The sequence below is a fragment of the Pullulanibacillus camelliae genome (genome assembly GCF_014642655.1).
Lineage (GTDB): Bacteria > Bacillota > Bacilli > Bacillales > Sporolactobacillaceae > Pullulanibacillus > Pullulanibacillus camelliae.
The window spans coordinates 77623-98090 of record NZ_BMIR01000004.1 but is presented as its reverse complement, the minus strand read 5'-3'; the positions used below and the strand labels follow the sequence as shown (position 1 = coordinate 98090).

The 20468-nt window shown below is 38.9% G+C and carries 19 protein-coding genes and 2 pseudogenes; 18 read left to right on the top strand and 3 right to left on the bottom strand.

The window, feature by feature from the left end; genetic code table 11:
• Nucleotides 1-350: 350 nt before the first annotated feature.
• A complete protein-coding gene (locus IEW82_RS06050; RefSeq protein WP_188690761.1) occupies nucleotides 351-1103 on the bottom strand; it encodes an acyl-[acyl-carrier-protein] thioesterase in 753 nt (250 codons plus the stop codon).
• Between the two features lie 212 nt (nucleotides 1104-1315).
• Between IEW82_RS06050 and IEW82_RS06045 the strand changes: the two genes are divergently transcribed.
• From IEW82_RS06045 to IEW82_RS06005, 9 genes are all read left to right on the top strand, one after another.
• Nucleotides 1316-1540, top strand: coding sequence for a hypothetical protein (locus IEW82_RS06045; RefSeq protein ID WP_188690758.1), 225 nt, complete (start codon nucleotides 1316-1318; stop codon nucleotides 1538-1540).
• Between the two features lie 80 nt (nucleotides 1541-1620).
• Nucleotides 1621-2418 carry an aminoglycoside adenylyltransferase domain-containing protein gene (locus IEW82_RS06040; protein WP_188690754.1) on the top strand — a complete coding sequence of 266 codons (798 nt, stop codon included), beginning with the start codon at nucleotides 1621-1623 and terminating at the stop codon, nucleotides 2416-2418.
• Between the two features lie 13 nt (nucleotides 2419-2431).
• Complete coding sequence (locus tag IEW82_RS06035) at nucleotides 2432-2893, top strand: NUDIX hydrolase (RefSeq protein WP_188690749.1); 462 nt, start codon at nucleotides 2432-2434, stop codon at nucleotides 2891-2893.
• A gap of 258 nt (nucleotides 2894-3151) precedes the next feature.
• Nucleotides 3152-3574, top strand: coding sequence for a VOC family protein (locus IEW82_RS06030; RefSeq protein ID WP_188690746.1), 423 nt, complete (start codon nucleotides 3152-3154; stop codon nucleotides 3572-3574).
• A 272-nt stretch (nucleotides 3575-3846) separates the two neighbouring features.
• A complete protein-coding gene (locus IEW82_RS06025; RefSeq protein WP_188690744.1) occupies nucleotides 3847-4635 on the top strand; it encodes a hypothetical protein in 789 nt (262 codons plus the stop codon).
• Nucleotides 4636-4640: 5 nt separating this feature from the next.
• Complete coding sequence (locus tag IEW82_RS06020; protein WP_188691107.1) at nucleotides 4641-5099, top strand: hypothetical protein; 459 nt, start codon at nucleotides 4641-4643, stop codon at nucleotides 5097-5099.
• A gap of 623 nt (nucleotides 5100-5722) precedes the next feature.
• The gene (locus IEW82_RS06015; RefSeq protein WP_229672392.1) at nucleotides 5723-6580 is read left to right on the top strand and encodes an AraC family transcriptional regulator; all 858 of its coding nucleotides are present in this window, start codon (nucleotides 5723-5725) and stop codon (nucleotides 6578-6580) included.
• A 32-nt stretch (nucleotides 6581-6612) separates the two neighbouring features.
• Entirely contained in the window at nucleotides 6613-7020 is a 408-nt protein-coding gene (locus tag IEW82_RS06010) for a transcriptional regulator (protein WP_188690740.1), read from the top strand.
• Nucleotides 7021-7148: 128 nt separating this feature from the next.
• Nucleotides 7149-7640: an NUDIX hydrolase gene (locus IEW82_RS06005; protein WP_188690738.1), complete on the top strand. Its 492-nt coding sequence runs from the start codon at nucleotides 7149-7151 to the stop codon at nucleotides 7638-7640.
• A gap of 72 nt (nucleotides 7641-7712) precedes the next feature.
• Here the strand turns inward: IEW82_RS06005 and IEW82_RS06000 are convergent, their stop codons facing one another.
• Nucleotides 7713-8474, bottom strand: coding sequence for an SDR family oxidoreductase (locus tag IEW82_RS06000; RefSeq protein WP_188690736.1), 762 nt, complete (start codon nucleotides 8472-8474; stop codon nucleotides 7713-7715).
• 237 nt (nucleotides 8475-8711) lie between these two features.
• Here IEW82_RS06000 and IEW82_RS05995 point away from each other — a divergent pair, with 237 nt between their 5' ends.
• The 3 genes from IEW82_RS05995 to IEW82_RS05985 all read left to right on the top strand — a co-directional run bounded on the left by IEW82_RS05995 (nucleotide 8712) and on the right by IEW82_RS05985 (nucleotide 12108).
• Nucleotides 8712-8954: a hypothetical protein gene (locus IEW82_RS05995; protein ID WP_188690734.1), complete on the top strand. Its 243-nt coding sequence runs from the start codon at nucleotides 8712-8714 to the stop codon at nucleotides 8952-8954.
• A 623-nt stretch (nucleotides 8955-9577) separates the two neighbouring features.
• Nucleotides 9578-10714, top strand: a complete 1137-nt coding sequence (locus IEW82_RS05990) for a 5-methyltetrahydropteroyltriglutamate--homocysteine S-methyltransferase (protein WP_188690731.1) — start codon at nucleotides 9578-9580, stop codon at nucleotides 10712-10714.
• Between the two features lie 992 nt (nucleotides 10715-11706).
• Nucleotides 11707-12108, top strand: coding sequence for a hypothetical protein (locus tag IEW82_RS05985; protein WP_188690728.1), 402 nt, complete (start codon nucleotides 11707-11709; stop codon nucleotides 12106-12108).
• A gap of 478 nt (nucleotides 12109-12586) precedes the next feature.
• Here the strand turns inward: IEW82_RS05985 and IEW82_RS05980 are convergent, their stop codons facing one another.
• Complete coding sequence (locus IEW82_RS05980; RefSeq protein WP_188690725.1) at nucleotides 12587-13609, bottom strand: DUF3231 family protein; 1023 nt, start codon at nucleotides 13607-13609, stop codon at nucleotides 12587-12589.
• A gap of 345 nt (nucleotides 13610-13954) precedes the next feature.
• On the opposite strand from IEW82_RS05980, the gene IEW82_RS05975 reads away from it, so the two are divergent.
• The 6 genes and pseudogenes from IEW82_RS05975 to IEW82_RS05955 all read left to right on the top strand — a co-directional run bounded on the left by IEW82_RS05975 (nucleotide 13955) and on the right by IEW82_RS05955 (nucleotide 20410).
• Nucleotides 13955-14950 carry a LacI family DNA-binding transcriptional regulator gene (locus tag IEW82_RS05975; protein ID WP_188690722.1) on the top strand — a complete coding sequence of 332 codons (996 nt, stop codon included), beginning with the start codon at nucleotides 13955-13957 and terminating at the stop codon, nucleotides 14948-14950.
• Nucleotides 14951-15200: 250 nt separating this feature from the next.
• Nucleotides 15201-15431 (top strand): annotated as a pseudogene (locus IEW82_RS05970) (transposase); the annotation flags it as partial.
• A pseudogene (locus IEW82_RS20395) lies at nucleotides 15424-15607 on the top strand (transposase); the annotation flags it as partial. The pseudogenes IEW82_RS05970 and IEW82_RS20395, both read left to right, overlap by 8 nt.
• Before the next feature lie 719 nt (nucleotides 15608-16326).
• Entirely contained in the window at nucleotides 16327-17688 is a 1362-nt protein-coding gene (gene purB / locus IEW82_RS05965; RefSeq protein WP_188690719.1) for an adenylosuccinate lyase, read from the top strand.
• A 50-nt stretch (nucleotides 17689-17738) separates the two neighbouring features.
• The gene (locus tag IEW82_RS05960; protein WP_188690716.1) at nucleotides 17739-18908 is read left to right on the top strand and encodes a mandelate racemase/muconate lactonizing enzyme family protein; all 1170 of its coding nucleotides are present in this window, start codon (nucleotides 17739-17741) and stop codon (nucleotides 18906-18908) included.
• A gap of 176 nt (nucleotides 18909-19084) precedes the next feature.
• A complete protein-coding gene (locus IEW82_RS05955) occupies nucleotides 19085-20410 on the top strand; it encodes a cation:dicarboxylate symporter family transporter (RefSeq protein WP_188690713.1) in 1326 nt (441 codons plus the stop codon).
• The last annotated feature ends 58 nt before the right edge of the window (nucleotides 20411-20468 follow it).

The window sequence follows — 20468 nt, the reverse complement described above, 5'->3', positions numbered from 1 at the left end:
TTGCTATTTTAGCGTCAGTATTCATCCCAGTTTGTTCGATTTAAAACGGTTTAGGAAATTTGCAGGAGACAGACTTTGCTTATTTTATTAGAGGTGTTGCGATTACCTAAGGAGTGTGAAGAGGTCTATTCAAGGGGAGAGGGGAATATAAATAGAGTCTAATCTCTCAATTATTGGACCTTTTATTAGAAGAAAAACTTTTTTGGTTTGGGGCACTGCTTTATTAGTGTGAAAAAATATACGACAAATATGTTACGTCGAGCAAAACAACCAGCGGATCTCCCTTCGTAAGAGAGCGCTGGTTGTTTATAGTTTTAATAACAGCAAGTTAGAGTGGAGGGTACGCGCTTCTAATGTATCTTGAGCAAGGATTGAAAGACCATGTGGTTGTCGGTTTGATTGATCCCTTCAATGTAGAGCACCTTTTCATCCAGCCTAGAATGGTCTTGATAGAGAGTGAGTGTGTCTCCAGGTAAGGCTTCTTGGTGAAAGTTAAGGTCGATAGATTGGATAGGATGATCTGTATGGTCCTCTAAATTAAAACAATCCATGATGTAATCGATGTATCTGGCATTGTTCAAATGTCCATTAAAATCGATATCACTATATCCAATCACTTTATTATATACTGGCTCTAGCTTACCACTGCTTTTTAATTTTCCAAGCTTCTCTGCGATCGCCCGTTCTGTCCGCTTTTCCGGGTAGCGAATCCCAATCATATCACCGCGCTTTATTTTTCTGTTCTTTACATCCATGATCACCCATTTAGAGGTAGCGCGTATGAGAATATGACCTTCAGTATCCCTTACCAAGAAATCACGATCAAATTCTATTTTTCCAGGTTCGAGGGGCCAAGTTTCAATAGTGACCTCCTCATCCCATTGCGGTCTTCGTAGAATGTCGACACGGATGCGTGTTAAGATCCAAGCTACACCAAATTTCTTCTCTATTGTTTCGATCCCAAAGCCAAGCTCTTCTGAGGCCAGACTGGCAATCTCTTGGAATAAGCTGAACAAGGTGCTTATCCTTAATTGTTTTGTGAAATCAACATCTCTAAGCTCGACATGGTAGGTTCTTTTAAAAAGTGATGACTGAGCGTCCATTTTTGTAACTCCCTTACCCTACAGTTTTATGCTTTTATTGTATCATGCTTACATGCCAACTAGCAGTATTTTACTTTTTTCAGCTTTTTTGCAATGGATTTGAAGGGGTTTTTCGTGGTTTAGCGAAGGTATTAAGAGATGGCTGTCTTACTAAGGAAATTCAAGGATAGCTTTAGTCTATTATTTGAACAATAGGCATTTTGGAGGTATTTATGAGAAAAGTCTTTGATTATATGACGAAAGAGGAAAAACAGAAGGCTGTTGCTTTGTTTGCCCAAGATATTGCTGAATTAGAAAAGGAGCAAGAATTAGAGGACGAAAAAGGATACCCTCGGGTTATAAAAGATGCCATCGAAGAAACCATTCAAAGGTATAAAAGGGATGTGGAATACTTAAAAAATGAGTTGAAAAAACAAGGTACAGAAACAGAATCTTAACCTTTATTGATGAATAAGTAAATGCCATTGCTGTGAAGGTTATTATGCATCTTAAAGAGAATTCAAAAGGGGAAGTATTGGTGACTTATCAATGGAGAACATGCCCATCTGATGTTAAGCATTTTGTTGCGCATCTACAAAGAGGGATTTCTGAAATTTTATATAATGAGTATGTGGGTTTCTATCTTCATGGTTCTTTGGCGATGGGAGGATTTAATCCGCTCAGCAGCGATATCGATGTATTGGTCGTTACCAAAACGTCTCTGGTGGTTGCCATCAAAAGGGAGCTCGCAAAATTCTTTTTAGTCTGCTCTCACTCCCCGTTTCCAGTTGAAATTAGCTTTTTGAATGAAGAGCAATTAAACAACTGGCAGCATCCCTGTCCATTTGATTTTCATTTTAGTGAGTTCTGGAGAGCATCGTATGAAAAGGATCTAGCAAACGGAACGTATCATGTTTTAAATGATGCCAGAAAAACGGATGCAGACTTGGCGGCTCATATAACGGTCACTCGTCATAGAGGAATAGGTTTAAAAGGCAAACCGATTGATCAGGTATTTCCTGTCATTCCTCGCGCAGATTATGTCGCCTCTATAGTCAATGATTATCAGGAGTGTTTAGAGCGAATTGAAGAAGATCCCATTTATTGTTCGCTCAATTTAATCCGTGTGTTTTGGTATTTAAAAGAAGGGGTGATTGCTTCAAAGCAAGAGGCGGGGAACTGGGGCTTATTAACTTTTCCGGAAGAGATGCAAAGAACAGTTAAGAAAGTTGTTGCCTGTTATACAAAAGAAAGAGAGGCTTATAGCTTTGAGAAAGATGAGCTGATGGCGTTGAAAAATTATATTTCGAATCATATACAGAGCTTAAACGAATAGGGGCATTATAAAAATGAATCCAAAAAGCATTGTATTAGTTGCTAGCGTCTCAATATTTAAGGATGATCATGTATTCATCATCAAAGAGAGCAAACCAACGGCTGTTCATCAATGGAATTTTCCAAGCGGGCATATCGAATATGGTGAAAATATCCTCAGTGCAGCGTTGCGAGAAGTAAAAGAAGAAACGGGGTATGAAGTGAAGCTGACGCATACAACAGGTGTTTATAATTTTAATAGCAGTATGGATAACCAAGTGATATTATTTCATTTTACTGCTGAGATTTCTGGTGGTGCTTTACGTCTTGAGGAAGAAGGAATCATCGATAGTCAGTGGATAAAGTTAAAGGAACTTGCCTTACTAGAAGATGGAGAGCTACGAGAGGTGGGCGTTCTAAGGCCAATCATTCGTCAACTACAAAAGAGAGCGTTCTATCCTATCCAAGTTTTTAATGAAACATTAGGTATAAGATAGTTTTATAGGAAAGCAGAGGAATGCCATAGAAGATCATGCTTATTGGCTTAGGGATGTGAACATTCATTTTAGTAAGGCGATTAGAAAAGGTTGAACATAACATTTATCATCTTGACGCCTTATTCTGGAAGCCTTATTGGGGAGATGCTCTAAGGTTAGATAGGTGAAGCTTCAACGAGAATGAGTTAACGTCCTTTTTAGATAGGTAGTAAGGCTTTGGTATAAACCAAATTGGGAATATGGAGGCGTGATGATTTTATGAAACCACGAGTGACAGTAATGACATTAGGTGTAGATGATTTGGAAAGAGCCTTGAGCTTTTATCGTGATGGATTGGGACTGCCAACAGAAGGCATCGTCGGCAAAGAGTTTGAACATGGAGCGGTTGCCTTTTTTGATTTGCAATCGGGTCTAAAACTTGCTCTTTTTAATCGTAAAGATATTGCCTATGATGCGAAAATGAATCAAACCGCGCCCAATCCCACAGAATTCACAATTGGTCACAATGTGGGGAGCAAAGAAGAGGTGGATCAGGTAATAGAGCAAGCCGAGAAGGCAGGGGCTTTTATAGCAGTTCCGCCACATGATACGTTTTGGGGCGGGTACTCAGGATACTTTCAAGATCCAGATGGTCATCTATGGGAAGTCGTTTGGAATCCGGAGTGGGAGATCAAGGATTAACCTTGAGGTGCTGGGAAAAGTGGCCTAAGCGTTGAATAGTGAAAAGTGAATTTTTCCTCTTAATGAAACTCTCCGCGCTGCATCTATTTTCCATATCTCATCATTTCTTTTAATGTTAAAAGACTTATTTCCAATTTCGGTTCTTTTTGTTTTTCATCTCTACACAGGTGAATATATGATAACTGGCCCTGTTTTATAAGGAATAGCTGATTAAAAAGACGGCTTTTTGGGAAGAGATGAGTGAAAACAAAACATTTTTCATGAGGTATGAGATGAACAATTACTCCAATGATAATACGGCGAGGCGCTATAAAGCGCATGTGAGTCCTCTCGGAACGACCCAGCTTCATTTACGGAATCCCTACATCATCGCTTGGTGGTCGGCTGCCTTTCCAGGCTTTGGACATTTGCTTTTATCAAAATATCTTAGAGGCTATGCCTTATTTATGTGGGAAGTCATTGTGAATTTAAATGCGCACGTTAACCTGGCAATGATTGATTCCTTTCAAGGGAATATAGACTCAGCAAAAGAGGTTTTAGATTCAAGATGGCTTCTCATGTATATTCCCGTTTATCTTTTTGGCATTTGGGATAGCTATCGAACAACGGTTGATATGAATAGAGTGTATCTATTAGCAGAACGAGAGAATCATCCTTTTAACTCCTTCGCACTAGGTGCAGTGGAAATCAACTACTTAGATAAAAGGAATCCTGTTTTATCCTTAATGTGGTCACTCTTTATTCCAGGACTCGGGCAGCTGTATATCCACAGGATTTTAACTGCCTTCTTCATAATAGTCAGCCTAGTCACTTTTTATTATTATTCACATGTTCAAGAAGCGGTCTTACTTTTATTTTTAGGTAAGGTTAAAGAAGCAACTTCTGTACTGAAACCGGAATGGCTGCTCTTTCTCCCTTCGCATTATGGTTTTGCATTATATGATTCCTACGTTAATACGGTTGAAAATAACAAGCTTTTTGAAAAGGAGCTAAGAGGTTATTTACAAGAAAATTATCAAGCCAAGGGTTTCCAAATCTTAAAAGGTCAAAAAGTGAAGTGATCATGATGCAATTATTTTCAACTTTTGAAAGCAATCAAAATTTAGAAATGGTCCTAGCGACAGTTGAGAAAAAGGGAATTAAAAAGGAAAATATTTTTGCAGTTCCATTAGATAATCGTAGCGATGAGCGAAAGGTATTTGACACCCTTCATCGTTCAGACGGTGTATCCTTTATCGACATAGGGGCTGCATTAAGTACTGCCTTCGCAGTTATTGGAGCAAGTATCGGATTTGAATTGGCATGGGGGCCAATATATTGGGGACTTATTGGCGCTGGCGTTGGCTTCCTCTTAGGGTTCGCTATCAGGCTCTTTATTGAATTGGGATTAAAGAAGACAAAGAGGATTTCAAGAGGCAAATACTCTGAGATTATCCTCATTATAGATTGTGAAGCATCACAAGCAGAGTTAATCGAAAATATTCTATGGGAACATTTTGCTTTAGGCGTCGCAAAAATAAAATAATCTTAAGGGGTGGTGGCTAAAGGTGAGTATTAGAAACAGTATTGACTGAAAAAGTTTGAATAAAATACAAAGGAAATTAATAATGGAGATTCGATCCGATAGAGAACGTATGTTGCCTATCGGTTTTTTATACTATCAGAATGTATAATTTTGCTGACGCTTTCAAAGGAAGATAGTATAAGTGTAACTTTGCCTTTCACTATTAAAGCTTGCGGGCAACCTAAGTGTGTGATTTGCAAAAATCACATCAGGAGTACCAGCGAAGTGTTGGAAGCCGGATTTTCTAATTACTTCAATGGAGCGTATAAGTTCGGGCTGTGATGTCCTCCGTTAGGCGCTTGTAGAAACCTTTAGTGTATGATTTAAAATACATCAGGAGTGCTAAATAATAAAAATCAAATTTGCTAATTCCCGTTCCTTATCTTAGTATTTTTTAAAAACATAAATTACAGCCACAATAGTAGGGGGGAGCTTATTGCAGAGAGGTGAATGTGTCATAAGTCAGAAAAAAATACCACATAATGGTGCACGAAATGTCGGATGGATTGACTTATATTTTGTTAATCTTTTTCTAAGGAGGTCATGAGAATGGCATTGCTTAATGTGAACATTGCCTTAAGTATATTGAGGATAATCTTACGCATGACATTGATTATAAAGAAGTGGCCAAGCGGGCTTGCTGCTCAGAATATCATTTTAAAAGAATGTTTTCTTTTCTTGCAGGTATTCCACTCTCTGAATATATTCGTCGGAGACGACTTACTCTTGCAGCCTTTGAACTTAGGAGGAATAACAGAGTTATCGATGTTGCCGTTAAATATGGATATAACTCAGCGGATTCCTTTTCTAGGGCATTTCAAACACTGCATGGTATCACGTCATCAGAAGCAAGAGGAACCTCGAAGCCACTTAAAGCCTTTCCACCAATGGCCTTCCAATTAACGATTAAAGGAGTGGAGGAAATGAATTATCGCATTGTAGAAAAAGAGGCTTTTCGAATTGTTGGTTTGAAAAAAAGGGTGCCCCTTGTTTTCCATGGAGAAAATCCAGAAATTGCTGCCTTGTGGAAGCGTATGGATGAGAAAACCAAAAGGCAACTGAACGCCCTTTCCAATACTGAACCCTGGGGATTGATCAATGCCTCTACTAACTTTTCAGAGGGGCGGATGGAGGAAAGAGGGGAATTAGATCATTATATTGGGACAGCGACGACCGATGAATGTCCGAAGAACTTGACATCTCTCGAGGTTGCAGCGTCGACGTGGGCAGTATTTGAGGCGGTTGGAGTATTTCCAAATGCGTTGCAAAAGATATGGGGCCGTATTTATTCAGAATGGTTTCCTTCTTCAAATTTTGAACAAGCGGAAGGTCCTGAAATACTGTGGAATGCGCACAATGATATAGCTTCACCTACATTTAAAAGTGAAATATGGATACCAGTAAAGATAGCCAGTGGAGAGCATGAAAGCGATGCGCGATAACTATAAAATTTTTAAGGAGGATGAAACATAAAATGGAAACTATAATGATAAATGAAGACATCCAAGGTGTTTGTATACCTGCTAAGTCTTTTCCAGAGGGGATTCAAGAGGCTCATGATCGACTCCATACCCTTATTCCCTTTTCAGAAGAGCGAAGATATTTTGGCTTATCTAGACCGGAAAGGGGCGTGATTGTTTACAAAGCCGCTGCAGAAGTTTTGGAAAATGAAACGTACAATGGTCCGTCATGCATTATTGAAAAGGGGGAATACAGGTGCATTACTCTATTGAATTATAAAAATGATTTGCAAAGGATTAGCCAGGCATTCGAGACACTCCTTTCGTTTCCTGACATTGCCCCTGACGGCTATTGTGTTGAATGGTATCATCATGGTGAAGATATGACGTGTATGGTAAGACTAAGAACAAAAGAGCAATAAGGTGAGAGCTTATTAAAAAACTCAAATGCGTCTATTCTAAGCGTGCTTCACTTGGCTAGAGGTGTTTCTCCTGAGGATATACAAAGAGGTGGAATAGGACTATAAATTAGGGAAAGGATGAGGGGAGCTTGACCACAAAATATATGCAATGGGGGAATGGGAAAGTCAAGTTAACTTGGAAACCAGATAGACAGTTGCCAGAGAGAAAGCGAATCACAAGTGTCCATGGGCTTTGTTTTAAGGAGGATCAACTGCTATTAGTCCTTTTAAACGATAGAGGATGGGATTTCCCTGGAGGGCATATTGAAAACGAAGAAGCGCCAGAAGAATGTTTTAAACGTGAGGCCTATGAAGAGGGCTATGTTTCTGGAAAGTGCCTGCCTTTAGGTTATATTGTTGTGGATCATCATGAAAATCCCAATTGGGATGAGAAGGGGCCATATCCAAAGGTAGGGTATCAAGTGTTTTACCGAATGGCTATTGAAGACTTACATGAGTTTAAAGCAGAGTATGAGTCGGGAGAGAGGATGTTCATCGAGCCAAGTAAGATCACAAAGTATTATCACGATTGGAATGAGCTCTACCAAGAAATACTTGACGAGGCATTAAAGCAGCAATAAGCGTTCTTCAATAATGGAGAATAAAGAAACCCGCCAGTAGGAGCTTTGGCGGATTTTCCTTTTTATTTCATGCTATTCAAACATATGTTTTGACGCTTGATACATCTTTTCTGTGTACTCATCAATTTCATCTCGTGACATGCGTAAGCGATCTACAGAAGAGCCATAGCCGATTTCAATTTTACCTTCTTCTAATCCTTTGAAAATACCATCTGCAAAGGCATCTAACGGTTCTCCGGTCGTATGCAAGCCTACTCCACCTAAATCCGTATTGACTGCTGGAGGGGCAACGTCAATAACTTCTATAGATGTATCAGACAATTGGTGTCTTAGACTCATGGTAAAGGAATGAAACGCCGCTTTTGTTGCTGAATATATCGGAGCAAACACGAAGGGTGTAAAGGCCAACCCAGAGGTCACGTTAATGAGTGTTGCCGCTTCCTTTTTTGCAAAAAATGGAGCGAACAGCATAGAAAGATGGAAGGGTGCTTCAATATTGGTGATGATTTCTTTATTAAAATAACTCCAATCATTCCTTGCGTCTGCTTTTAACACGTTAAACCGTTGTTGAATCCCTGCGTTGTTAATGAGTACATTCACATCGGGATAGGTTGTTGTGACCCAATCAAATAATGCGATCCGCTCAGCTTCAATAGACAAATCACATACGCGGGTAATCAGATTGGGAAATTTCCCTTTGGCGTCTTGCAGTACATTTTCGCGCCGACCACATACGATCACTTCATTTCCAGCTTTTAAAAAGCGTTCTGCAAAAGCTAATCCGATCCCAGCGCCACCGCCTGTAATGAGTATTGTATTTCCTGAAAGCTTCATTAGCGTCCCTCTTTCCAATTTTCTATTTTATTTAATAAAAACATATATTAGTGCTATATGAAAGTTTTTTCACTCAATGATGAAGCCTAAAGCTGGTTGTGTATAACGATCAACTTTGAAGATGAATGTCTTTTAGAGGGTGTCCATCATTAATGCCATTTCAGTCTCATTGTAAATGGAACATTTTGAAACTTTTCTAAGTGAGCATCGTAGAGAGAATTAAAAGGAGGGGGCGAATTGAAAAAATACTTAGTGTTTGTAGGGAGTTTTAGCGCAGCCTTTCTGTTACTACAAATCCTATCAGGGCTACTATTAACGCTATTTTATACATCGAGCATGCCTTGGGGGAAACTCTCAGCTTTATCGTCTCAGGTTGAATTTGGGAGGGCAACTGTCATTCCACCCCTTGTTATCGCTTTATTAGCATTAGGGATTGCCTTTGGTGTTACGACATTATTCAGTAAACGAGCTTCTCGGTAATAGGAAACTTGGCGTGTCGCCAAGTTTTCTTTTTTTAAAGATTAGAAAGTATAAAATTTTTGGCCATGAGGAGGACGGTGCACGATGCTGCTCTCAGGCCGCTCGCTTTCCGCGGGGGAGTGGTAAGCCTCCTCGCGCCTTCGCACTGCTAAGGGCTTACCGATCTCCCACTTTCCGTAGGAGTCTAGTCTCCCGCATCATGAGTCAGTGGCGCCCGAGGAACACACGATTTTAGAGTGTTCCGAATCTCGCGCCTTGCGCTCCCATCCACTTGACCAAGCAATGAAGCCTCTTTCATATTGGCTAAGCTCTATACTAAGGACAAGAACCGGGCATGCTTTTCTTAGTACTATCAGAATTATAACTTCGCTGCCGCGCATAAAGGAAGAGAGTATAAGGCGGGCTTTGACTTTCGCCACCTGAGGCTTGCGGGCACCCTAAGTGTGTGATGTGCAAAAATCACATCAGGAGTACCAGCAAAGTGATGCAAGCCAAGTTTTCTAACAATCAACATTATAGTATTACCCTCATCACTTTTCAGTGGTATACTAACCTTTATATAAAGAATTATTTGAGTTATTCACTTTTTGTGATTTTTTAATACGGAGGGAGAATGGAGAAACATGGCAAGCACGTTACCTTTGAAGGCGGACCATGTCGGGAGTCTTCTTAGAACAGCACCTGTTAAAGAGGCAAGAGCCGCTTATGCGAATCAGACAATCGATAAAGCTGCTTTAAAAGAAATAGAAGATAGAGAAATTGAAAAGATTGTGCAAAAGCAGATTGAGGTTGGGTTAAAGGCGATCACTGATGGTGAGTTCCGGCGCATTGTTTGGCATCACGATTTCTTTTCTGGATTTGAAGGGATTGAATTAGTTCAGAATGAAAGAAAGGCGACATTTGGTGGTGGGAATAAACCTAAACCGATTACCTCGATCATTACAGGTAAGATTAGAAATCATCACCATTATATGCTGGAGCACTTTGAGTTTTTAAAACAGGCTGTAGAGAAGTATGGGGATGGCACACAAGTAGCGAAATTTGCTATACCCGCGCCGAGTGTTATTATGTACCGTTCGATTGAAGAAAAGGAAAAAGCGATTTATCCGAATGCAGTTGATCTATTTCATGATTTAGGTGTGGCCTATCGAGAAGTCGTCAATGACTTGTATGAAGCAGGATGCCGCTATATCCAATTTGATGATACAACGTTTACCGGCTTTAATGATGCCACGTTTACCAATCGGATGGTAGAGGCTACAGGAATGAGTAGGGATGATATTTTAGAGTGTATTATTGAAACGACAAACTATGCTTTACAAGATAAACCAGAAGATTTAATAACGACCGTACATATGTGTCGTGGAAATTTCCGTTCGAAGCATCTGCATTCAGACGGGGGTTATGATTATGTTGCACCTATCTTTGATAGGTTAAATTATGATGCCTTCTTTTTAGAATATGATAATGAGCGCAGCGGCAGCTTCGAGCCATTACAAGCAGTCAAACGCCGTGATGTAGAAATCGTACTCGGATTAGTCACGTCTAAATTGCCTGCTTTAGAGGATCCTGAAGTGATTCGAGAAAGAATTAAAGAGGCAAGTCACTATGTCCCTTTAGAAAATCTAGCAATCAGTCCACAATGCGGTTTTGCGAGCTCTGAGGAAGGCAATCTATTGACGGAAGCGGAACAATGGAACAAGCTCGAGCATGTCATCAAAATCGCTGAAAGTGTATGGGATAAAGCCCCTACGATTTAAGGATGCCATTCGATCGGTCAGATTCTTTAACCCTATGATTAAATGGTGATTCCCTTAATATCTGTTATACTGGTAAGTCTCCAAATCATAGCTTGAACGCAGCTAAAAGAGGGGGGGGAATAAAAGCTCCCCCAAATCTAGCAAAAGAGAAGATTATTTTAATAAATAACCATCCAACTTAACAAAAAGTGAACAAGTCAGGATATAATTTTCTAAATTATGGATTGGATATAGCAAAAGCTTCTCTCAAACAAAAGATAAAGTTATTTTTACAAAATATTTTATAAAATACAAAAGGACACCACAAAATACAATACAAGTTGCTTCGCCCCTTTTATAAATCCTCTAATCCACAAGGACCGAGCGGACTTTACTCAGCCTTTCTCATACCATTAGAAATTATCACTTCGCTGACGTTTTCAAAGGATGATAGTATAAGTCAGGCTTTGATTTTCGACACATGAGGCTTGGTGTTATTACTATATTATTTATGCAACGCTAGTGATTTTTTATAAAAATATTAAAGCTTCTTTCCTCTTTAAATTCAAGAGGATTATGATCAACTGCATTCGATTGTTGATCCTGAACTCGAATCCATATATGTCAATAAATTAGTAGACACCATGCGGAAGGAGCATGCACTATCAAAACAATATACACGATTAGGATTGAATCCGGGAATCAAGGGGTAACAGTGGAGTGATCTTTCCCTTTTCGGGAGCTTCCAACATTTTTAGAGTAGGAAAGTTAGAACATAGGTAGAGGGTTATGTGCTCAGTCCTATGAGTTGTTGTACCCCTCTCATCTTCTTTGGCGGTGCTGTTTCGTGATATCTTTCTCTAGTCTGCGTGCGACTGCAGCTAACCCTACTTTTAATCTAGCATCTCCAAATAAAGTTTTTTTACCACTCGTATAATGATCGTCTTGTTTATCTTATTTTAAATTTGCTTTAGAATAAAAGGAGTTTGATGATAAGGAGGATTGAGAAAACAATGAGTGATTCTACGTCGTCTTGGCGCAATCAAGATCCCTTAGAGCTTAATGAAAGGGATTGGTTAATGTTGCTAAATGATCAAAACATTTTTGATAAGACAGCTTGGCGAATGATTAACTTTGTATATGACCAACTGAATTGTCAGTCGAGTGCTACTGAGATAGGTGAGGCGTTGGGGGGTGTATCACAACAGCAAGTTACTGCTTGGAATCGGAAAATTTCTAAAAAAATATATACTAAGCTTAATAAGGAGCCGCCCAATAACAGTAGGGGTGGACAGCGTTACTGGAATGTATTATTTGATGGAGATGATCAACAGGAAACAGATGAGTCTGGCTTCTTTATTTGGAGATTAAGACCAGATCTTGTTTCAGCTCTCCGAAAGCTGGATAATAGATAATTGAAATTGAATCTCTTTTTTACTGAAAAATAAGGCGAAACATTAAGAAAGAATGCTTTTTTGTTATGGATAAACGTCTAGTTACATCACTTATTTAAGGAAGGATATTAAAAAGGTTCATAGTATGCTTCCCCGTAAAGTGTTCACCTGTAGCAAAAGTCAACACAATATTATTCGAATTTTAGCATAACAATTCTATTGTGAAGCTGATTAATCCCTTCTCAAAATATAAAAATGATTTAAGAAAATGAGAAAATGAGTTGCTGTGCTGACAATAGCTTTAAATAATGAAAAAAGGAGAAAAGCTCATGGTGATACCGAGTCTTTTCTCCTTACTTTTTATGGAGAGCATTCTAGTATTGTGTACTCTTATCGTGTCCTGTTTTTGTTAAACCTTTATGCAAATTTGTAGGTGTTTCTCACTGTATGTATATAAAATGAGTTGTCATTTTTGTGACTAAGTGCTGCCTATAGCTTCTCAGCTTTTCGAATCCTTTGCGAGGGCATCCCTGTCAATGACTTCGGGTTGGTTTTCTAGCCAGCCATGCTTTACCATAATTTCAAAACAAAGTGCGCCAGCCTCCATGGCATGATTAGATACTTTCTTATAGTTCAGGACCATATCTGATCTTAAGCTGGACCCTATAGCCGCGCCATAATAGGAAATGGCGGCATTAACTAAAAACGCAGCGTGAAACATCATGAGTTTGTCGGAGAACGGGCTTACAGTTGAATCAGTGATCTCGTTATCCCATCGTTCGGGTATAGGTAAGTGATCTTGTTTTAATAAGCTGTCAAAGCTATCAGCGTCTTTTCCGGCTAGCTTAACATTTTTTGACATGAATTTTCGAACGTCTTCATGCTCTGCTACTTGACTGAAGGCTAAACTTAATGACCGAATAAATCCAGTTTTCTTGGAATTGAAAAACAGATTACTGACTTCTGAACTATTGAGTGGTCTTTTGTCTCCAATTAAATTTTCAAGCACGCCAGTGGACGTCATAAAATTTACTTCATGTGGGGAAGGAATTGTGGGAACGCTTGAGAATTTTGGCTGAGATTTTGCTAAACGTATTGTGCCTTGAAATAATTCCTTTGATGTTTCCATACATTCAAAAAAATAGTCTTGTAGATCCCGACGCTCAGAATTTGTGAGCGCTAGGCTATAGGCTGTTAAGCCGTGCATTGTCATCATATTTGTGTAGAATAATAGGAACTCATCGGAAAATAGACGCGGGGCATTAAGATTCACGTCGCCTTTTGTAAAGCCCATAGGCACTTGGAAATTTGCCTTTTTAAGAAATTGGGTAATCTTGTTAATATGCTCTTTAGAGGATTGGAGCGCGAATTTTAAAGTGGATCTTATGTCATTATTTTCCACTATTTTAAGAAAATATGCGTAAACACATATTGCCATACTATCACCCATATATTGCAGCCAAAGAGCGGACACTTCCGCTGCCGTTAAGGTATTTTTCTTTGCTTTTTTTAAGATTCCCAAAAGAATACCTCCAGTTATCAAAAAACATTTTTATTAGTATGACAAAATCCATGAAGTTTTATGAAAGTTTATGAGCGCGATATTTAAAGGAAGAGCGGAGAAGCACGGCGAATAAACGCAATGAAACACATTTGGGATAGTATAGTACGCCTCTTGCCAATTATTCATCCTTTTCTTAATATAAAGGTGAACGGATTGCAATTAGTGGTAAAGGATGCTTTAAATAAACAATAAAGGAAATTCCCTTTGTAAGAGGAATCAGAGTTTGAGTTGTGGAGTCATTTGATATGAGGGTGTAGGAGTCTGATTAGATAAAAAGGGACTTAAGGGATAGGGGAATGTTAGGTGGCAACATTAAAACAAGTAGCAAAATTAGCAGGCGTTGATTCTTCTACAGTTTCAAGGGTAGTAAATAATGATCCTTCCTTAAGCATTAAGTTAGAGACGAGGGAGCGTATACTAAAAGCTATTGAGGAATTGAACTATAGTCCTAATTTGGCGGCACGAAATTTAAAAAAAAAGGAAACGAAAATATTGGGATTAGCCATTAATAATTTTTTTAATCCCGTAATGGCTAGCATTATCCATGGAGCGGAGCTGCGTGCAAATAAAGAAGGGTATAACCTTCTTGTCTATAGTTCAGAACACAGTCAGTCAAAGATAATTAATTCTCTTGTTGATAGGCATATCGATGGACTATTGATATCCAGCCTTACATTTGAAGAAGAAGATATTCTAAAATTAAATGATAAAAATTTACCTATAGTATCTGTTAACCGTAAAGTATTGGGAATGAAAAATTATGTCGTAGTCAATGATATGCAAGGAGCAAAATTAGGGGTAAAACATTTAATTGAGTTTGGTCATAAAAAAATAGCACATATATCCGGACCGTTATATACTTCAACGGCTGTAGAACGATTAATGGGATACAGAACGGCATTAAATGAAGGGGACATAAAATTTATATCAGAGTATGTGCAAGAAAGTGAGAATTCCATTGATGATGGATATATTGCAATGGAGCATCTATTATCACTATCCAATCGCCCGACAGCTGTTTTTGCTTCAAGTATTTTAATTGCATTGGGAGCAATGAAGGCGATTCAGGAAGAAGGATTAACGATTCCAAATGATATATCCCTTGTTGGCTTTCATGATGTTTATTTTGCAGAGGCGATTTTTCCTAGGCTAACCACAGTTAAGATGCCACTTGAGGAAATGGGGGATAAAGCCATTGGAAAATTAATCGATATTATAAATAAAAAGGATAACGGCGAAGGAATTATAATTCCGGGTGAAAGAATTATAAGCAGAGATAGTGTAAAAAGGTTGGTATAGAACAAATAAGTAAAACGTTTGTTAATATAAATTTATCCATTTGCACCTATTAAATCTTAATTTTAAGGTTTTAAATAGGTGTTTTTAAATGTATACCTAGATTAGTCATAGAAGTTCCTAAAACACAGTAAAAAGGCTTATCTATCAAGTGATTTATTCTGAATTTCAACGTATCAACTAAATGAAAAAAGAATCCGTTTCTGATAAGGTTAAAACGACGAAGAAATAACCATCAGAAAGGCTTCTTATAATGGCTCCTTTACCGCAAATAACGCTTGATTTCACTCGTCAAATGATGGAGAATCTCTTTCCTCCGATACAGGTGAATTCATATTTCGAGAATTCGACGGAAAAGTGGGTTTCTCCCAAACTTTGATTCATCAACACCTAAAACTAAAGGATGAAAGGCGTTACTTTGTTCATTCGCCAAAAGCTCTATCAAATGATCGCCGGATATTCCGAAGATGACGCGGCTGATCAATCCAGAGGGACAAAAGACGATGCCAATCCAAACCATACGGACGAAGATGATTAAAGTCGCCAGTAAATTAGTGAGATCCGGGCGATCTTTGTCCTTCAAATGATCTTCCAGCTTCGTGAATCAAGCATTTTTTTTGGGAAATACTACAGCGCATCCAAAGGCTAAAACTCGAGTGATTGGAGCGGAAGGTGCGAGACTCCAACGGGAACAGGGCCAGCGTTACGTCACGAATACACTTCGAGTTGTTCCGAGAAAGCTGACTTCGAAGCCATACGCGTAGACGCAGGAACAGGGGACTTTTAATTACAAATACTTGGGAAAACAGATTGTCCATTCCCAAGTGAGCTGAGGCCGTGCCCGTGGAAAGCGAGCATCCTGGAGCGGAAATCACTTCCCCTTGCCATACACATTTCAACATTTATTTTCGCGCCAAGGGAGAAGTATGCCCAAAAACAGATAACTTTTTAGTTCGCGATCCTTATATAGTTTGGTCTTGACCTGAAATCTTATTTTTTTGAAGTATGAATAAATCAGGGTATAGTATATGATGTGTATTATAATTGTTATTAATGAATGGGGGATTAGACAAACGAAGAACGATTGACATGAAAACGTTAACAGTATATTATTAATTAAACAAACGATTGTTTAATGGGGATACCCTTAAAAAGTATTATTTTTGGATTAGAGAAGACTCCTTCTGTATAAAAAATACGCTTATAATATATGGAACTTATATTATGAAGTGTAATGTTTAAATTTATTAGTGAGGAGATGGTCAATAGATTCCTTTAGACAAACGTTTGTCTAAAGGGAATAAATTGAAAAATTAATTATTTATAAAACCAAAGACTTTATTTAAAGTGAATAACAATTTATGAATAGGGGGGTTAGAATGGCGTCAAGCGTAATCGATTCAGAATTGTATAGAGGGATTTATGTATCAGAAGAAATGCGTAAGGTCTTTTCAGATGAATCACTTTTGCAAAAGTGGCTTGACTGTTGGGTCGCCTTAGCTGAAGCAGAGGCGGAAGTGGGTTTGATTCCGGAGGAGGTCGCACAAGAAATAGCCAATAAGGCAAATTATAGAAGCATTGATATGGAAGTCATTCGCAAAGGTATAGTCGATACAACACACCCGTTAATCGTTCAAATTCGGGAATTCACAAAGGTGGTTGGGGGCAAGGCAGGCCAATTTATTCACTGGGGTGCAACGACTCAGGATATTATGGATACCACAGTTGTCTTGCAAATCAAAGAGGCGCAAGATGTTCTCTTATCTCAATTACGTAAATTTCTGGATACCTTGCTTAATCTCGCTCAGGAGCACAAGAATACTGTTATGCCAGGTAGAACACATGGACAACATGCTTTACCAGTAACATTGGGCTATAAAATGGCAATTTGGGTGGATGAAATTGGTAAACACATTGAAAGATTAGAAGAAGGAAAGAAGCGGTACTTATTGGGTTCCTTTAGTGGAGCTGCGGGTACACTTGCTTCAATAAGTGAAAATGGATTAGCTGTACAGGAGCTTTATTGCAAGAATTTAGGACTTGGACAACCGACTATTACTTGGCATACACAAAGAGATGGATTTGCAGAGTTTGCTAGTATTATAGCCATGATTTCTGGAACAATAGGGAAAATTGCAAATGAAATCATTAACCTTCAGAAATCTGAAATAGGTGAAATAGAAGAAGGATTTAAAATGGGTCAAGTGGGTAGCAGTACAATGCCTCATAAACGAAACCCAATGCTATGTGAATATGTGGTGGGGCTTACTCGAATTGTTCAGAGGAATGCTTCATTAGGATTTGACGCAATGATACAAGAGCATGAGAGAGACATGACGTTTTGGACAACTGAATGGTCATATATTCCACAAATTTGTATGTTAACGAGTGGTGGTATAGAACAAATGCAGGGTGTTTTAGAGAGATTTATTGTACATAAAGAACATATGGAAAGAAATCTAAATCTACTCAAAGGCTTGATTGTGTCTGAAAACCTCATGCTGACTCTAGGAAAGTATGTAGGTCGACAAAACGCTCACGATATGATTTACAAGGTTTCCATGCAGGCATTTGAAGAAAATAGATCACTGCTTGAAGTGACACTTGAGGATAAAGATATTATGTCTCATATGAGCGAACAAGAGGTGAAAGAGCATCTGCGTCCTAAAAATTATATTGGTTTGTGCACGGAGCTCATTGATCGTGTAGATAAAAAGTGGCGATCGTTTTGTAGAACTTAACTCTCATTAGGAAAAACAAATACGTAGAAAATCTGAAAGGAAATTATGGTATGAGAATATTAGAAATTCGTGAACAAAATGTTCCTTTGCAATCAAATATTCGTAATTCAGTGGTTGATTTTAGCCAAATGACGTGTAGTGTCATTGCGATTATTACCGATGTCATTCGAGAGGGTAAGCCAGTAATAGGGTATGGTTTTAATTCTATTGGCCGTTATGCGGTAAGCAGTACTTTAAGAGACCGCTTGATACCACGTATTATGCAAGCAGATCCAGAAAGTCTACTCGACAGCGGTGGGAAAAACTTAGATCCATTTAAAATTTGGGACATCACGATGAAAAATGAAAAGCAAGGTGGGAATGGAGATAGAGCGCACGCTGTAGGTGCCGTCGATATGGCTGTGTGGGATACCGTTGCCAAAGTTGAGGGAGTGCCTCTGTGGAAATTGCTCTCAGATCGTTTCAACAATGGTCAATATGATGAGCAGGTATTTACCTATGCTGCGGGAGGATATTATTATCCGGGTAAAGGTTTGGAGGCTTTAAAAAATGAAATGAAGTCCTACCTAGATCGAGGGTATACGGCTGTAAAAATAAAAATAGGTGGAGCAACGTTGGATGAGGACCTTAAACGAATCGAAGCTGTAATGGAGGTTGTAGGGTCCGGAAACACTTTAGCGGTTGATGCAAATGGTCGTTTTGACCTAGAGAAAGCGTTAGCTTACGGAAAAGCACTCTCCCCTTATCATTTGATGTGGTACGAAGAAGCCGGGGATCCACTCGACTATCAACTGTATGCAACGTTATCCGAACATTACACGGGTCCAATGGCAACAGGAGAAAACCTCTTCTCTTTACAAGAGGCTAGAAACCTCATTCGTTATGGAGGAATGAGGCCAGATAGAGATTTTCTTCAGTTCGATTGTGGACTAAGCTATGGTTTGGTCGAATATCTCCGCATTCTTGATATGCTGGAAAGGCACGGCTGGAGTCGAAGAAGATGCATTCCTCATGGAGGTCACCAAATGTGTTTAAATATTGCAGCGGGACTCCAAATAGGGGGGAATGAGTGTTATCCTGATGTATTGAAGCCTTTTGGTGGCTTTGCAGACCATATTCCTGTTGATAATGGCTATATTCGCCTCCCAGATATTCCGGGAATTGGTTTTGAAGCTAAAAATGATGTTTATGCCGTATTAAAACAAGTGGCTGGCCAATAAGTCAGTAAAATTTAATGTTTAGATTTTTTAAACCGGAGTGTTTGCGTGCTCCGTTCAAAAGAAGTCAGTTGGGGGATTTTAAAAAAATAAAACAAAATATTAGTTAACGTTCCTCTGTGAAGGTTTGTTATGTCAACACTATACAGGACAATTTTCATAATTAAGGAGGGAAAAACATGTCAAAAAAGTCGGAAGAAACTAACACTGGACAGGAGCAAAAGTCTTCAAAAAAACCATTCTATACGGGATTGGGCTTTCAGGTTTTAGCAGGAATAATATTGGGGCTGGCATTAGGGTTTATAGTACCAAAATTGGCTGTTGATATGAAGGTGCTTGGTGATATTTTCTTGCGTCTTATTAAGGTTGTAGTTGCTCCTTTGGTGTTTTTAAGTGTTGTACACGGTATCACTTCAGCAGGAGACATGAAAAGTGTTGGGCGAATCGGTTTACGGGCTATTATTTATTTCGAAATTGTATCAACGATCGTCCTGATTATTAGTATGGTCATTGCTAACTTTGCTGGCCTTGGAACGTCAATGCATTTAACCCAATCAGCTGCAGAAAGGGCGGCTGCTAAAGCTCAATACGGCCAAAGCGGTGGTGAAATGACGCTTAACCATTTTGTTCAAACTATTGTTCCAGATAATTTCATAGGTGCATTTACTACAGGTGGATTACTTCAGGTTTTAACTCTTTCAATCTGTTTTGGGGCCGCAGTTTTGATGCTGAAACCAGAGCAACGAAGTCAAGTTGAAAAAGGGCTATCCCAATTATCGGATACTTTTTTCAAATTTGTTGATGTTATTATGAAGTTTTCACCATTTGGCGCTTTTGGTGCCATTGCCTATGCCATTGGAAGCAACGGTATGACAGCAGTAATCTCATTAAGCTACTTATTAATTGTGATGTATGTTTTGCTCGCATTCGTCATCATCGCTATTTTTGGAACCATCATGCGTATCTTTGGCTTAAATCATTTTCAACTTTTGCGTTATCTTAAGGAAGAAATCGCAATCCTGTTTGCTACGGCCTCATCTGAAAGCGTTTTACCTAGGCTTATGCAAAAATTGAAAAAAATAGGCTGTTCACAGCAAGCGGTTAGCTTGGTAGTTCCAGCTGGCTATGCCTTTAACCTGGATGGCACCTCTGTATACATGCCGCTGTGTATGCTGTTCCTTGCAAATGCCTATGGCATTCATCTTGATATTAAACAACAAATCATGCTTGTTTTGATTATGATGCTAACTTCAAAGGGGGCAGCAACTGTCTCCGGTGGAACATTTATAGTGTTTGCTGCGACTGTCACGGCATCTGGAATCCTTCCACTTGAAGGGTTGCCATTGTTGTTTGGTATTAATCGTTTTACATCTCAGGCTGTATGTATCTGTAATGCAGTAGGTAACTCTGTAGCAACAATGATCGTCTCAAAAATTTCTGGTGAGTTTGATTCTGATATGCAGAAATCTGAGTTTAAAAAAGCATTTGGAAAAATTGCGGGGTGACGACACACACGCTTTTTCCCCAATTGCTTGAGGATATAGGGCACAAAATTGAATGGTG

Coding starts and splice junctions, on each gene's coding strand:
- IEW82_RS06010 (WP_188690740.1), top strand. CDS start 6,613: ATGGAAACTATAATGATAAATGAAGACATCCAAGGTGTTTGTATACCT.
- IEW82_RS05960 (WP_188690716.1), top strand. CDS start 17,739: ATGAGAATATTAGAAATTCGTGAACAAAATGTTCCTTTGCAATCAAAT.
- IEW82_RS06050 (WP_188690761.1), bottom strand. CDS start 1,103: ATGGACGCTCAGTCATCACTTTTTAAAAGAACCTACCATGTCGAGCTT.
- IEW82_RS06030 (WP_188690746.1), top strand. CDS start 3,152: ATGAAACCACGAGTGACAGTAATGACATTAGGTGTAGATGATTTGGAA.
- IEW82_RS06020 (WP_188691107.1), top strand. CDS start 4,641: ATGCAATTATTTTCAACTTTTGAAAGCAATCAAAATTTAGAAATGGTC.
- IEW82_RS05955 (WP_188690713.1), top strand. CDS start 19,085: ATGTCAAAAAAGTCGGAAGAAACTAACACTGGACAGGAGCAAAAGTCT.
- IEW82_RS06000 (WP_188690736.1), bottom strand. CDS start 8,474: ATGAAGCTTTCAGGAAATACAATACTCATTACAGGCGGTGGCGCTGGG.
- IEW82_RS05985 (WP_188690728.1), top strand. CDS start 11,707: ATGAGTGATTCTACGTCGTCTTGGCGCAATCAAGATCCCTTAGAGCTT.
- IEW82_RS06025 (WP_188690744.1), top strand. CDS start 3,847: ATGAACAATTACTCCAATGATAATACGGCGAGGCGCTATAAAGCGCAT.
- IEW82_RS06035 (WP_188690749.1), top strand. CDS start 2,432: ATGAATCCAAAAAGCATTGTATTAGTTGCTAGCGTCTCAATATTTAAG.
- purB (WP_188690719.1), top strand. CDS start 16,327: ATGGCGTCAAGCGTAATCGATTCAGAATTGTATAGAGGGATTTATGTA.
- IEW82_RS05990 (WP_188690731.1), top strand. CDS start 9,578: ATGGCAAGCACGTTACCTTTGAAGGCGGACCATGTCGGGAGTCTTCTT.
- IEW82_RS06045 (WP_188690758.1), top strand. CDS start 1,316: ATGAGAAAAGTCTTTGATTATATGACGAAAGAGGAAAAACAGAAGGCT.